At 70.7% G+C, this 13,842-nt stretch carries 14 protein-coding genes; 5 read left to right on the plus strand and 9 right to left on the minus strand.

The features are described 5' to 3' along the window. Positions 1 to 14: 14 nt before the first annotated feature. The 5 genes from ABIA35_RS02620 (at position 15) to ABIA35_RS02640 (ending at position 4,660) form a co-directional block, all read left to right on the plus strand. Complete coding sequence (locus tag ABIA35_RS02620) at positions 15 to 593, plus strand: protein jag (RefSeq protein WP_370340959.1); 579 nt, start codon at positions 15 to 17, stop codon at positions 591 to 593. Between the two features lie 29 nt (positions 594 to 622). Then, a complete protein-coding gene (gene rsmG, locus ABIA35_RS02625; RefSeq protein WP_370340960.1) occupies positions 623 to 1,360 on the plus strand; it encodes a 16S rRNA (guanine(527)-N(7))-methyltransferase RsmG in 738 nt (245 codons plus the stop codon). 492 nt (positions 1,361 to 1,852) lie between these two features. After that, on the plus strand, positions 1,853 to 2,833 hold the full coding sequence (locus tag ABIA35_RS02630; RefSeq protein WP_370341229.1) for a ParA family protein: 981 nt from the start codon (positions 1,853 to 1,855) through the stop codon (positions 2,831 to 2,833). A 22-nt stretch (positions 2,834 to 2,855) separates the two neighbouring features. Then, complete coding sequence (locus tag ABIA35_RS02635; RefSeq protein WP_370340961.1) at positions 2,856 to 4,043, plus strand: ParB/RepB/Spo0J family partition protein; 1,188 nt, start codon at positions 2,856 to 2,858, stop codon at positions 4,041 to 4,043. Positions 4,044 to 4,444: 401 nt separating this feature from the next. Next, positions 4,445 to 4,660 (plus strand): IS3 family transposase, encoded by a 216-nt coding sequence (locus tag ABIA35_RS02640; protein ID WP_370340962.1) that lies wholly within the window; start codon positions 4,445 to 4,447, stop codon positions 4,658 to 4,660. Positions 4,661 to 4,897: 237 nt separating this feature from the next. On the opposite strand, the gene ABIA35_RS02645 is transcribed toward ABIA35_RS02640, so the two are convergent. The 9 genes from ABIA35_RS02645 to sigM all read right to left on the minus strand — a co-directional run bounded on the left by ABIA35_RS02645 (position 4,898) and on the right by sigM (position 13,842). Continuing rightward, positions 4,898 to 5,845 (minus strand): D-alanine--D-alanine ligase, encoded by a 948-nt coding sequence (locus ABIA35_RS02645; protein WP_370340963.1) that lies wholly within the window; start codon positions 5,843 to 5,845, stop codon positions 4,898 to 4,900. A 271-nt stretch (positions 5,846 to 6,116) separates the two neighbouring features. Continuing rightward, positions 6,117 to 7,430, minus strand: coding sequence for a PLP-dependent aminotransferase family protein (locus ABIA35_RS02650; protein ID WP_370340964.1), 1,314 nt, complete (start codon positions 7,428 to 7,430; stop codon positions 6,117 to 6,119). Positions 7,431 to 7,680: 250 nt separating this feature from the next. Then, positions 7,681 to 8,436 (minus strand): rRNA methyltransferase, encoded by a 756-nt coding sequence (locus ABIA35_RS02655; RefSeq protein WP_370340966.1) that lies wholly within the window; start codon positions 8,434 to 8,436, stop codon positions 7,681 to 7,683. Next, positions 8,433 to 9,434, minus strand: coding sequence for a DUF371 domain-containing protein (locus ABIA35_RS02660; RefSeq protein ID WP_370340967.1), 1,002 nt, complete (start codon positions 9,432 to 9,434; stop codon positions 8,433 to 8,435). Before ABIA35_RS02660 ends, ABIA35_RS02655 begins: the two co-directional genes overlap by 4 nt. Positions 9,435 to 9,560: 126 nt before the next feature. After that, entirely contained in the window at positions 9,561 to 10,706 is a 1,146-nt protein-coding gene (locus tag ABIA35_RS02665; protein WP_370356373.1) for an N-acetylmuramoyl-L-alanine amidase, read from the minus strand. Positions 10,707 to 10,799: 93 nt separating this feature from the next. Continuing rightward, positions 10,800 to 11,126, minus strand: coding sequence for a thioredoxin (trxA, locus tag ABIA35_RS02670; protein WP_370340969.1), 327 nt, complete (start codon positions 11,124 to 11,126; stop codon positions 10,800 to 10,802). A gap of 103 nt (positions 11,127 to 11,229) precedes the next feature. Further along, on the minus strand, positions 11,230 to 12,183 hold the full coding sequence (trxB, locus tag ABIA35_RS02675) for a thioredoxin-disulfide reductase (protein WP_370340970.1): 954 nt from the start codon (positions 12,181 to 12,183) through the stop codon (positions 11,230 to 11,232). Positions 12,184 to 12,292: 109 nt separating this feature from the next. Next, positions 12,293 to 13,168, minus strand: coding sequence for a hypothetical protein (locus tag ABIA35_RS02680; RefSeq protein WP_370340971.1), 876 nt, complete (start codon positions 13,166 to 13,168; stop codon positions 12,293 to 12,295). Further along, complete coding sequence (gene sigM / locus ABIA35_RS02685; RefSeq protein ID WP_370340972.1) at positions 13,165 to 13,842, minus strand: RNA polymerase sigma factor SigM; 678 nt, start codon at positions 13,840 to 13,842, stop codon at positions 13,165 to 13,167. Before sigM ends, ABIA35_RS02680 begins: the two co-directional genes overlap by 4 nt.

A 13,842-nucleotide genomic window follows, 5' to 3' on the forward strand; every position in this document is an offset into this window, starting at 1 on the left:
GGAGCCGCACGCCCATGAGCGACACCACCGCGGTGACCGAGGCTGAGGCCTCCGAGCAGGTCGACACCGAGCAGGAGGGCGCCGGCGGCGGGGCCGAGAAGTCCGCAGAGCGCGCCCCGGAAACCGCCGCCGAGCGGATCGCCCGCCTGGAGAACGAGGGCGACATCGCCGCCGACTACCTGGAGGGCCTGCTCGACATCGCCGACCTGGACGGTGACATCGACATGGACGTCGAGGGCGACCGGGCCTCGGTCTCCATCGTCGGCGGCAAGCTGTCGCACCTGGTCGGCTCCGAGGGCGAGGTCCTGGACGCGCTCCAGGAGCTGACCCGGCTGGCGGTGCTCCGGGAGACCGGCGAGCGGTCCCGGCTGATGCTGGACATCGACGGCCACCGCGCCACCCGCCGCTCCGAGCTCACCCGGATCGGCACCGAGGCGGCGCGCAAGGTCGCCGAGACGGGCGAGCCGGTGAAGCTGTCGGCGATGTCGCCCTTCGAGCGCAAGGTGGTGCACGACGCGGTGGCGGCGGCCGGACTGCGCAGCGAGTCGGAGGGCGAGGAGCCGAACCGCTGTGTCGTAGTGCTTCCGGTCTGAGGACCGAGCGGTCAGGACATAGTGGAGACATGCGAACTTCTTCGCCCGATCCCGCTTCCCCCGGCGGCGAGCCGACCGATCTGGTCCTGGGCCCCGTCCCGGAGGCGGTGGTCTCCGTCTTCGGCGACCGGGCGGCCGACGCCACCCGGTACGCCGAGATCCTGGCCGGCCCCGGTGTGACCCGAGGGCTCCTGGGCCCTCGGGAGGTGCCGCGGTTGTGGGAGCGGCACATTCTGAACTGCGCGGTGGTCGGCGGGCTGCTGCCCGACGACATCCAGATCTGTGATGTGGGCTCCGGAGCGGGCCTGCCGGGCATCGTCCTGGCCCTGGCCCGCCCGGACCTGTCGGTGACCCTCCTGGAGCCGCTGCTGCGCCGCACCCTGTTCCTGGACGAGGTGATCGATCTCCTGGGCCTGGACAACGTGCGGGTGTTGCGCGGCCGCGCCGAGGAGTTCGCCGGCAAGGAGCGGTTCGACGTGGTCACCTCCCGGGCCGTGGCCCCGCTGGACCGGCTGGCCGGCTGGTCGTTGCCGCTGCTGCGCTCCGGCGGCGAGATGGTGGCGCTCAAGGGAGGCTCGGCCGAGGCCGAACTCGCCGAGAGCGCCGATCTGCTCGCCAAGCTCGGCGCCACCCGCTGGAGTGTGGAGACGGTCGGTGCCGGAATCGTGGATCCGCCGACGACCGTGATCCGGGTCGGAATCGACCAGGAGATCCAGGTGCGTCCGCCGAAGAAGCAGCGGCCGCGGAACCGGCGCCCCGGACGCTGAGGACGGCCCGCGGCGGCTGACGACCGCGGGCCGACCGATGTTTCACGGGAAACAGGGACGCGCCCGAACCGGCGCCCGATCCATGTTTCACGGGAAACCGAGGGGGGCCGCAGGGGCCGTGGAGGTCGCCGAGGGCGATGTTTCACGGGAAACCGACAAAAGAGGGCTGTGTTTCACGGGAAACACAGCCCTTCGTTCGTTCTCGGGGGAGCGAGTACGGCAGACTGTTGGTTCGTAGCTTCTCGCTTCATGTTGAGCACAGCCTTCCGCGCGTCCCATGACAGGAGTTCTTCCGTGGCCGCACCCGGCAATGAACACCGAGAGCACCAGGGGGTCGACCCGCTGCTCGCGCAGTCCGTGGTGGACAGCCTGAATGACGAGCCCTACTACCCCGCCGGGACCACCGACGTCATGGCCACGCCGCCGGTGGACCTCGAGTACGAGTCCGGACACGTTCCCGCGGGAGCCACTCCCTCTGCACCCCTTCAGGTAATGCACATGCCGTCTTCTTCCGTTCCCGCCCAGGGGCCGTCCGTCTCCGACGACTCGGACACCCCGATCGCCCGCCAAGCCGCCGCCGCGATAGAAGCGCTCTCCGGAGTCACCCGGCTCCCCCGGCCCGACAAGACCCGGGTCCTGGTCGTCGCCAACCAGAAGGGCGGCGTCGGCAAGACCACGACCACGGTCAACCTGGCCGCCTCGCTCGCCCAGGCCGGCGCCGACGTGCTGGTGATCGACCTGGACCCGCAGGGGAACGCCTCCACCGCGCTGTCCGTCGAGCACCACGCCGACGTGCCGTCGGTCTACGACGTCCTCATCGAGCGCTACACGATGGACGAGGTCGTGCAGCAGGTGCCCGAGATCCCCCACCTCTACTGCTGCCCGGCGACCATCGACCTGGCCGGCGCGGAGATCGAACTGGTCTCGATGGTGGCCCGGGAGAGCCGGCTGTCCAAGGCGCTGTCCGGCTACCAGAAGAAGATGGACTACATCCTCATCGACTGCCCGCCCTCGCTCGGCCTGCTGACGGTCAACGCGATGGTGGCCGGCGCCGAGGTGCTGATCCCGATCCAGTGCGAGTACTACGCGCTGGAGGGTCTGAGCCAGCTGCTGCACAACATCGAGCTGATCCGCGGCCACCTGAACCCCGATCTCCACGTGTCGACGATCCTGCTCACCATGTACGACTCCCGGACCCGGCTGTCCACGGAGGTCGCCGAGCAGGTGCGCACCCACTTCCCGAACGAGGTGCTGTCCTCGGCGATCCCCCGCTCGGTGCGGGTCTCCGAGGCGCCGTCGTACGGCCAGACCGTGATGACGTGGGACCCGGTCTCCACCGGGGCCATCGCCTACCGGGACGCGGCCCGGGAGATCGCCGAGCGCGGCGCGTCCCGTATCGCGATGGACGGCATGAACGATTTCCGGGCCGACATCGAGTACGGTGGGGCGTCCCTGCACAGCGGTGGGCAGTGAACGGCACGATGGGAGAGCAGTGGTGAGCAGCAGCCGACGCGGACTGGGCAAGGGCCTGGGTGCTCTGATCCCCACCGGCGCCCCGCCCGCGATACTTTCCGAGAAGACCCGCGCGGAGTCGGCGGGCCCCGCGGCCGCCGGCGATGTTTCACGGGAAACGGCCACCGATGTTTCACGGGAAACCGTGGCAGCCGCTCCGGTCCGGACGGCGCTCGGCACCCTGCCGATCGACACCGGCCACCGGGCTTTCGAGGACACGACGATCGCGACGCTCCCGGCTCCCACGTCGAGCCCGGAGTCCGTCACCGTCAATGACACCCGGCTGCCGGACGGACTGATGCCGGTTCCGGGTGCCTCCTTCGCCGAGATCCCGCAGAACCAGATCCGGCCGAACCCGGTGCAGCCCCGCACCGAGTTCGACGAAGTCGCCCTGGCCGAACTCGTCGCCTCCATCAAGGAGGTCGGCCTTCTCCAGCCGATCGTGGTCCGGCAGTTGCCCGAGCCCGAGGGTGACCACCACTACGAACTCATCATGGGTGAGCGTCGGTGGCGTGCTTCGCAGGAAGCCGGTCTTCCCGCGATCCCGGCCATCATCCGCGACACCCGCGATGACCGGATGCTCCTGGACGCACTGCTGGAGAACCTCCAGCGCGCCCAGCTGAACCCGCTCGAAGAGGCCGCGGCGTACGACCAGCTCCTGAAGGACTTCGACTGCACCCACGAGGTCCTGGCCGAGAAGATCGGCAAGTCGCGGCCGCACGTGACCAACACTCTGCGCCTGCTCACTCTGACCCCGGGGATCCAGCGCCGCGTCGCGGCCGGCGTCATCACCGCCGGCCACGCTCGCGCGCTGCTCGGCCTGAAGTCCGTGGAGCAGCAGGAGGAGATCGCCAAGCGCATCGTCCGGGAGAACCTGTCGGTGCGGGCCGTCGAGGAGCTGGCGGGCATGGGCCGCTGGGACGCGGCCGCGCTGGACACCGCCCTGACCGAGACGCCCGAGGACTACCTCGACTTCACCGACAAGCCCAAGGGCAAGCGGGTGCGCTCCGGGAGTCGGATGCCGATCCTGGAGGAGTTCGGCCAGCGCATGTCGGACCGGTTGGAGACGCGGGTGAAGGTCGACATCATGCAGAAGCGTGGTCGCATCACCATCGAGTACGCGGGGATAGAGGATCTCAAGCGCATCGCGAAGGCGATCCTCGGCGAGTAGGTCGTTGTTTCACGGGAAACCGTGACGAGGCCCGGCGGTCCATCCGCCGGGCCTCTGTCATGTTTCACGGGAAACAGCCGGGCCGGGCGGCGCGCTGTTTCCCGTGAAACATCGCGAAGACAGAGGTATGAGCAGCTGAGACTGTCCACCGCCGAGCAAGCGGAGCTGGCGGCTCTGCGCCGCAGGGCCCGTCAGCTGGAGCTGGAGAACGAGATCCTGCGTACGGCCGCAGCCTATTTTGCCCGGGACAACGTGCCGGCTGCTGGGCGTGTCGACCTCCGGGTTCTACGAATGGCGCGGCCGGACACCATCGGCGCGAGCGCGAGCCGACGCGGAGCTGTTCGTGTCGATCGCCGAGATCCACCGGATCTCCCGCGGCACCTACGGCGCACCGCGCGTGCATGCCGAGCTGCCTGGGACTCGACATCCGGATCGGGCGCAAGCAGGCGGCCCACCTGATGCGTGAGGGCCGCCTGTCCGGGGTCTACCGACGTCGCACCAGCGGCTGCACTATCCGGTACATCGAAGCCTGGTACAACTCGCACCGCCGGCACTCCACCATCGGCATGCTCAGCCCCGTGCAGTTCGAACGGGCACACGCGCTCACCGCTACGTGAGAGCGCACCGCAACAGTCCGGGAAACCGGGTCAAGCTCAGGTAGGGGTGCGCTCGGTGGCGGTGGCGCGAGACGAGCTTGGTTTCACGGGAAACACCGTCGCGGCCGAGGTTCATGGCGGGCGGTCCGGAGCAGTGCTCGGGACCGCCGACTGCGCGCTAAGACGCCGATGCTCTCGCTGCGGCGGCCCTGATGTTTCACGGGAAACGGCCGACCTGGTTTCCCGTGAAACATCAGGCTACTTGGCGATGACCGCCTGGACCAGATCGCGGTAGAGCACGCCGAGGTCGAGATCCGCGGCCCCGGCGGCGAGCGGCAGCAGGCTGGTCTCGGTGAGGCCCGGCGCCACGTTCACTTCCAGGAACCAGGGGGTGCCGGCGGCGTCGAGGATCAGGTCGGTGCGGGAGACGCAGGACAGACCGAGCGTCGTGTGGGCGCGCACGGCCATCTGCTCGACGGTCTTCGCCTCGTCGGCGGTGAGCCGGGCCGGGGCGAAGAACTCGGTGATGCCGGCGGTGTAGCGGGCGGCGTAGTCGTAGACGCCGGAGTCGGCGACGATCTCGACGGCGGGCAGGGCCTGCGGGCCCTCGCCGGTGTCGACGACCGAGACCGCGATCTCGCGGCCGGTGATGTGCCGCTCGATGAGTGCGGTCTCGTCGTAGGCGAAGCAGGCCACCATCGCGGCCGGCAGGTCCTCGCGGGTGTGCACGGCCGCCGCACCGAGGGAGGAGCCACCCCGGGCCGGCTTCACGAACAGCGGTAGCGGGAGCGCACCGGTCACCGCGTCCAGGACGGCCTTGGTGCCGAGGTCCCGGAACGTCGTCTTGGGGATGGCGACCCAGTCGGGCGTGGACAGTCCGGCCGAGCTGACGGCGTACTTGGCCGAGGGCTTGTCGAAGGCGCGGCGGCAGGCGGCCGCGGTCGAGCCGACGTAGGGGATGTCCAGCAGCGCCAGGATTCCCTGCACCGCGCCGTCCTCGCCGGTGGCCCCGTGCAGGGTGGGGAAGATGGCGTCCGGGCGGTCGGCGAGCAGTGCGGGCAGAAGCGCGGCGTCGATGTCGCGCACCTGTACTTCGACGCCCGCACTGCGCAGCGCGTCGGCCACGCGGCGGCCGGAGCGGATCGAGACGTCGCGTTCGTGGCTGAGGCCGCCGGCCAAGACGACGACACGGCCCAGGTCGCTCATTGCAATCACTGCCCTTCTCACCGGTATCTTCGCCCCCGATCATGCCAGGCTGCCGGAGGGGTCCTGCGCGATGTTTCACGGGAAACGACGCCGGGTCGACGGCGTCGGGACGCGGCCGGCGGGTTCGCCGAAGCCGTCGTTTCCCGTGAAACATCGTCTGCCGTCAGTCTGACCGCCCCATGTTTCACGGGAAACACGGCACGTTTCACGCCCGTCCCGGGCGATGTTTCACGGGAAACCAGGCGTCGGTTTCCCGTGAAACATACCGCCGCTAAGCCAGATCCGGCCCGGGCGTGTCGACGCCGTCGCGGCTTTCCAGCGCGCGCGTGGCGTCGTGGCCGAACGCCGCGCGCAGTTCCATCTCCTCGCGCAGGACGTCGGCGAAGCGCCGCACCCCCTCGCGGATGCGCTCGGGTGTCGGGTAGCAGTACGACAGCCGCAGCGAGGACGCGCCGAATCCGTCCGAGTAGAAGCCCGTTCCTGGGACGTAGGCCACCCGCGCGGTCACCGCGCGGGGCAGCATCGCCTTGGAGTCGAGCCCCGGGGGGAGCGTGACCCACACGTAGAAGCCGCCGTCGGGCTTGGTCCACGTGACACCGGCGGGCATCAGCTCGGCCAGCGCCGTCAGAGTCGCGTCGCGGCGTTCCAGATACATGGCCCGGAAGGCCTTGATCTGCTCGCGCCACGGCTGGGTGGTCAGATAGCGGGAGACCATCATCTGGGAGAAGGCCGGCGGGCACAGGTCCGCGGCCTCGGCCGCCAGCGTCAGCTTCTCGCGGACGGCGTGCGGCGCCAGAGCCCAGCCGACCCGGAAGCCGGGGGCGAAGGTCTTGGAGAACGACCCGAGATAGATGACGTTCTCGGTGTCCAGCGAGCGGAGCGCCGGGTAGGTCTCGCCCTCGAAGCCGAGCAGCCCGTAGGGGTTGTCCTCCAGGATCAGGATCCCGGCCTCGCGGCAGATCTCCACGATCTCCGGACGCCGCTCGACGGCCATCGTCACGCCGGCGGGGTTGTGGAAGTTCGGGATCGTGTAGAGGAACTTGATGCGGCGGCCGGAGGCCTTCACCGAGGCGATGGCCGAGCGCAGGGTGTCCGGGACCAGGCCCTGGTCGTCCATCGCCACGTGGACCACCTGGGCCTGGTACGAGGCGAAGACGCCGAGCGCGCCGACGTAGGAGGGACCCTCGGCGAGGATGACGTCGCCGGGGTCGATGAAGATCCGGGTGACCAGGTCCAGCGCCTGCTGGGAGCCGACAGTCGCGATGACGTCGTCGGGGTGGCCCTCGATGCCCTCCAGGCGCATGATCTCGCAGATCTGCTCGCGCAGGGTCTCGTCGCCCTGGGCCCCGCCGTACTGCATCGCGACGGTGCCCGACTCGCGGACCAGTTCCTCGGCGACCGAGGCGATGGAGTCCATCGGCAGGGCCGCGAGGTTCGGCATGCCGCCGGCCAGCGACACCACTTCCGGCCGGGATGCCACGGCGAACAGAGCTCGGATCTCGGATGCGGTCATCCCGCGAGTCCTGGCAGCGTAACGGTCGACATACGAGTCGAGCCGGGAACCCGGACGCTGCGGGAGTTCCATATCACTCTCCTTGGAGTCGATTGGGTGGAGCCTGTTTACCAAGTCAAGCAGGCAAAGCCATCTTCTCGGCGGGTTGTCCGTCTTTTCGGGGTCGTGTGACCGGACTAACATCCCCCTCGCAGACGGCCGCGGGGGTGGTTCGCCCCCGCTTTCATGCCGGTTGTCGCCGGATGCCACGTGGGAAGGGAGTCGGCTGATGCGGAGGCGGATCGCGTCGGGAGTCAGGCGCAGCCTGACGGCCCGGGGCGTGCTACACGTCGCGCTGTGGTTCCTCGGCGGCGTCCTGGCCGGGTTCGGCAGCGGGGTGGTGCGTCCCCACCGGGTCACGTGGGTCGACCGCGACCGCTCGGAGGTGCAGGACGGTCTCCGTCGCCCCCGACCCCAGCCGCCGCGCCCACGACGAGCTGATGGTGTCCAGATCGGTGTGCGGCACCAGCCGGACGTCGGCGACCTGCCAGCCGCGCGCGGCCAGACGATCGGCCAGCCCGGTTGAGACGACGGCCTCGGGTGTGAGCTCGGGCAGGTCGCGGATCTCCAGCGGGACGGGATCGCGCCAGATGCTGGTGCCGATGGAGACCTCCAGCGGGGCGCCGGGCTTGGCGACCGCGCGCAGACCGGACAGCACGTCGTCCTCGCCGAGCACCACACCGCGCAGCAGCTTGCCCCACGGCATGAGGACGGTGACCTCGTCGGCCACCGCGTGCAGCGCGGCCGGCACCGTCTCGATCGCCGAACTGACCAGGACCAGGTTCGGGGCCCCGCCCTTGGCCGGCTTGCGCGCGGCCCGCACGGCGGTCTCGGCCATGCGCTGCCACGCCGGGTCGACACCGACCACGAGCCATTCCGGATGCGCGACGGCCTGCCGGTAGGCGGTGCGCGCGTCGCCGGTCCCGACGTCGACGAGGACCCGCTCGGCCGAGGCCAGCGCGGCGGCCCAGGCGACGGGATCCAGATCGGTCAGCTTCTTGCCGGCGAGGACTTTGAGGGCGGGTGTGCGGGTGGTCATGTCTGGTCCTGCTCGGTGAGAAGCGCGTAGAGCCGTTTGCGGGTGAGTCCGAAGGGCGCCAGGGCCTCGGTCAGGGTCCTGGGTGCGATGCCGGCCCCGGTGAGGGCTCGGGCGACGGCGGTGAGGTCGACGAGTTCGCGGTCTGACAGGGCCGGACCGACGACGGTCAGGACGCCCGGCGCCGCGACCGCGGCGGCCGGCGTCGAGCGCGCCACGGCGGTCCCGATATCGAGTTCTGAGGTGTCCTCGACCCAGATGTCCCGCCCGGACAGCACCGAGGGATCGGAGCCGGGTGGCATGTGGAACACCGTGGCCGTCAGAGGGAGCGTGGGGAGGCGCTGTGGGCTTCCCAAGTATGCGTAGGGGTTCGGAGGTAGGCCGGCGGCCAGAAGCGCTTCCAGGGGCTTGTACGGGCTCGAGACGGCCACGCGGGCCCCGGCGGCGGCGGCTCGTTCGAGGACTGCGTTGGTCGCGGCGACTTCCTTGGGCGGCGCGTCGGACGCGATGGTCAGCGCCAGGGCCTCCCGCCCGCCGAGGTCCTTGAGCGAGGGCAGATGGGTCCGCTCGCCGAAGCCGACGTGGAGCAGAGGACGGCCCGGCCCGATCTCCTCCACGGTGAGGGTGACTTCGCGCCCGGGATCGGTGAGCGCCGAGGCGAAGTCCTCGGGGAGGTCGTCCGCGGTGAGCGTGGAACCGACGGCCAGGGTGTCGGCGTCGAGCGTGTGGCTGCGCCGGATGACGGCCCGGTCGGTGAGCGCCCGGCGCGGGTTGAGCGTGGCCTCGCCGACGAGCGCGGGCAGCCCCGGAGTCGCCAGCGTCAGCCGCACGCGACCCCGCAGCGGAGCCAGGTTCGGGTCCAGCACGGTCCCGACCGCGAGCACACACGTGGCCCGCGCACTGATGACCGGCTCGGCGGTCAGCTCGAAGGTCTTCGCATGCGTCGCCCGGATCGCCGGGTGTCCGCGGCCGACGAGGACGGCTTGGTGGGGATGGGGCACGCTTCCAGGGTAGGGGCGCGATCGGGGGCGCAGCCCGCGGTGGCCGCCGGACGGTGCGGATGGTCGCGGCGACGAGCCGCGACGCCGAACCACAACGCCGAGCCGAAGCGCGCCCCACCCGCGCACTCAGTGCGAGCGCAGCTCCGCCAGGCGCAGCACCCCGGTCGGCGCGTCCGACTCCGGCGGCAGGTACAGCCGCTGGACCGCGACCACTATGGCGTCGGCGCACGACTCGCGGAAGCGCTGCGAGGCGAGCAGGGCGGCGTCGTGCGGGCTGGTGAGGTAGCCGAGCTCGATGCGGACCGCCGGCATCTGCGTGTAGCGCAGCACGTCCCAGGTCATGCCGTGGGTGCCGAGGTTGGCCAGGCCGGTGCGCGCGGTGACCTCGCGCTGGACCAGGCCGGCGAAGCGCTCGCCGGTGGGGGAGCTGTGGCCGAAGCGGTCGTTGCCGTAGTAGAACGCCGCGACGCCGCTGGCCGCCGGGTTGGTGTGGGCGTCGCAGTGCAGGGAGATGAGCAGATCCGCTCCCAGCTCGTTCGCCTTCTCGGCGCGGCGGCGGTCGTCGGGGCTGCCGCCGGGGCCGTGCGACATGTGCGTGGTGACGCTGAGCTTCTCCAGGCGGGTCTTGACCCGGTCGGCGATGTCGAAGACCAGCTCGGCCTCGATCAGGCCGCCGACGGCGACGCCGGTGTCGGGGCCGCCGTGGCCCGGGTCCAGGACCAGGGTCTTGCCGGGCAGGGCGGGGCCGGCGCTCTGGATGGCCTCTGATTCCCGCATCGCGTGCAGCAGGCCGCCGTGGGCCATGCGGCGGTTCAGCCGGTTCAGGGCCTGGACCGTCGGCAGGTCGGTGACGCCGGTGGCGGGCAGGCCCACGTTGCGCTGGAACTCGCGGACGGCCGCCACGGTGGTGGGGTCGTAGGCGCCGTTGACCCGGCCGCAGTCGAAGCCCAGGGTGAGCAGCGAGCGCTGCAGTTCGGCCACGTCGTCGCCGAACGGCGGCTCGGCGGGGGACGGGACCAGGTCGCGGTCGCCGAGGCGCCAGGACGCCTCCTCCAGCAGACGCATCGTGCCGGGGGTGACCATGCCGTCGACGGTGGTGCGGCGGGTCTGCTGGAAATGGCGGACCGCGTTCTCCACCGCGTCGTCGAAGACCGGCTCGCCCTGCACGGGGATGGCCCCCGCGTCGATGAGGCCGAGCCGGGCCAGGCGTTCGCGGATCGCGGCCACCGCGGGGCCGGAGTCGCCGCGGCGGTAGGTCGGTTCAGTGGTCACGGTCCCCTACCCTACGCACTCTGTCTCCCCTCTCCTGCGCAAAGGCCGAAGGGGCGGTCCAAAGACCGCCCCTTTGACCAGTGACCCACTGGATCAGCCGACGTAGTCGGCCAGGTCCTTGAGCAGCAGGGCCTTGGGCTTGGCGCCGACGATCGTCTTCACGACCTCGCCGCCGCGGTAGACGTTGAGCGTCGGGATCGAGCGGACGCCGTACTTGGCCTGGGTCAGGGGGTTCTCGTCGGTGTTCAGCTTGACGATGTCGATCTTGTCGCCGTGCTCGGCGTAGATCGCCTCCAGGACCGGGGCGACCTGGCGGCACGGGCCGCACCACGGCGCCCAGAAGTCGACCAGGACCGGCTTGTCGTTCTTCAGGACCTCGGCCTCGAAGGTCGCGTCGGTCACTTGGCGGATGTCGCCCATGGTGTGCTCCTCATGCTCGTGCGATCAGCGTTCAGGTGATCGGCGTCCGGGGTGGTGAAGGTGTTTCCCGTGAAACATCGGGCGATGTTTCACGGGAAACATGTCAGACGGTGACGGGCTGGTGGTGCGCCAGCTCCGACAGGTGCTTCTCGGCGTCCAGGGCGGCGGCACAGCCGGTGCCGGCCGCGGTGATGGCCTGCCGATAGGTGTGGTCGACCACGTCGCCGGCCGCGTACACGGCCGGCAGGCTGGTGCGGGTGGTCGGCGAGGCGACCTTGATGTAACCCTCGTCGTCCAGGTCCAGCACCCCGCGGAACAACTCGGTGCGCGGCAGGTGGCCGATGGCCACGAACACCGCGCCGGTCGGCTTCAGGGTCTGCTCGCCGGTCTTCAGGTTGCGCAGCTTCACGCCGGTCACGTGGGCCTCGCCCTCGATGCCGACGACCTCGGAGTCCCAGACGAAGGAGATCTTCGGGTTCGCGAAGGCCCGCTCCTGCATCACCTTGGACGCCCGCAGCTCGTCGCGGCGGTGCACGACGGTGACGCTCTGCCCGAAGCGGGTGAGGAACAGCGCCTCCTCCATGGCGGTGTCGCCGCCGCCGACCACGACGATGTCCTGGCCCTTGAAGAAGAAGCCGTCACAGGTGGCACACCACGAGACGCCCTTGCCGCTCAGCCGCTTCTCGTCCGGCAGGCCCAGCTCCTTGTACGCCGAGCCGGTCGAGACGATGACGGTGTGCGCCTGGTGCACGGTGCCGGCCGAGTCGGTGACCTTCTTTATGGCCCCGCTCAGGTCGACCGCGGTGACGTCGTCGAAGACCAGCTCCGCGCCGAAGCGCTCGGCCTGCTTCTGCATGTTGTCCATCAGGTCCGGGCCCATGATCCCCTCGGGGAAGCCCGGGAAGTTCTCCACCTCGGTGGTGTTCATCAGCGCGCCGCCGGCCGTCACGGAACCGGCGAACACCAGCGGGTTCAGGCCCGCGCGCGCGGTGTACACCGCGGCGGTGTACCCGGCGGGTCCGGAACCGATGATGATGACGTTACGGATCTCGCTCACGTGAGCCTGGCCTCTCGAATCCTGGGGGCATCTGCCGTGCCGGTTGGCTCAACCGATCCTAGGCAAGATGCATTCCCTCCCGTGCCACGTGAGGGGCAACACGACGGTGTCAGGGGCGCGGCACCGTGATGTGGTCGACGACTTGTCCGGGATTGCCCGAAGTGCACGTGTCGGGGGCGATCACATAGACGTCGGCGACGGTCGTGCTGCCGGGCTCGGAGTAGACCAGAAGCAGCGCCGGCTTGCCCTGGAACTCGGTGTGCGTGCTGCCCAGCAGCCGACTGCCGGCGATCAGGCCGGGCGGCAGGCACGCGGGACCGCCGAACTCACTGGTCCCGGCCGGGGTCTGGCCGCGCTGCCCGAGCAGAGCCTCGGCCTGCTGCTCGATGCTCTCCTGGCTGGACTGATCGGCCCCCGCGTTCGGGCTTGGAGCAGCCCCGACCTGCGGCGACATCGAGCCACCGGGAACCTGGGTGTCGGCGTGGGCCCCGCCGCCGGACTGCGCGTCGGGGGCACGGCCGGCCGCGGCACTGCTGCCGCTCGAACCCTTGTCGCTGCTGCCACCGTTCACCGCGGTGACCACTCCGATGCCGCCCGCGATCACGAGTGTCGCGCCGGCCAGGGCGCCGAGGCTGATCCGGAACCGCCGGCGGCGTGCCGGGGAGGCCGCGCTCGCGGCCGCGGCGTGATGGCCGACCGGCTCCTGAGCGGCGGGGGCGGGCAGGGGCGGCTCGCGGTACAGCGCGGCTTCCACACGGGCCATGACATCGTGCGGAATCGGCGTCGGCGGCAGCAGCTCGCCGAGGTCCCCCAAATCGGCCTCGCCGACGATGAGGGCGAAGTCGGCGGAGCACAGCGGGCACGACGCCAGGTGCGCCCGCGCCTCGTCGGCCGCGGCGGGGTCGAGCAGCCCTTCGAACAGGTCGGCCATCTGGTCGGGGTCCAGATGGGTCCCGGGTCGGGAAGCGGCGGGATCGGTCATCATCCGGCCGTGCCTCCTTTCCGGCGATCTTGCCGCGTCGGAACTTTGACGCGGCCCGTGCCCCCTTGGTTCCCGGTCGATTCGGCGTTTCCCGGAGATTGCTCCGGATTTCCTTCGCGGAGATGTCTCAGAAGGGGCAGGAGTTTCGCTCGGGCCCGTGCGCAGCGGCTCTTGACCGTCCCGGGAGCCACGCCGAGCGCCCCCGCGGTCTCGTCCACGCTGTAGCCCTCGAGGTCCACCATGACCAGCGCCACCCGCTGCTCCTCCGGCAGGGTCGCCAGCGCCGACTGCAGGGCCAGGCGCAGATCGGTGTTGGTGATCTCGTCGGTGGCGGTGGGGCGGGCGTACTCGGTCTCCACCTCCGGCAGCGGGACCGTCGGACGGCTGCCGCGCCGCCGCATCCGGTCCAGGCAGGCGTTCACCACGACCCGGTGCAGCCAGGTGGTGACGGCCGAGTCGCCGCGGAAGGAGCCCGCGGCCCGGTAGGCCGAGATCATCGCGTCCTGCAGCGCGTCGGCGGCGTCCTCCGGGTCGCCCAGGGTGCGCAGCGCCACGGCCCAGAGCCGGTCGCGGTGGCGGCGGAAGAGCTCGCCGAAGGCGTCGCCGTCCCCCTCGACGTGCCGGGCGAGCAGGGCCCGGTCGTCGAGGGGGATGAGGTCCGCACCTTGGGGAGGCAT

It is taken from the genome of Catenulispora sp. MAP12-49 (assembly GCF_041262705.1).
Classification (GTDB): domain Bacteria; phylum Actinomycetota; class Actinomycetes; order Streptomycetales; family Catenulisporaceae; genus Catenulispora.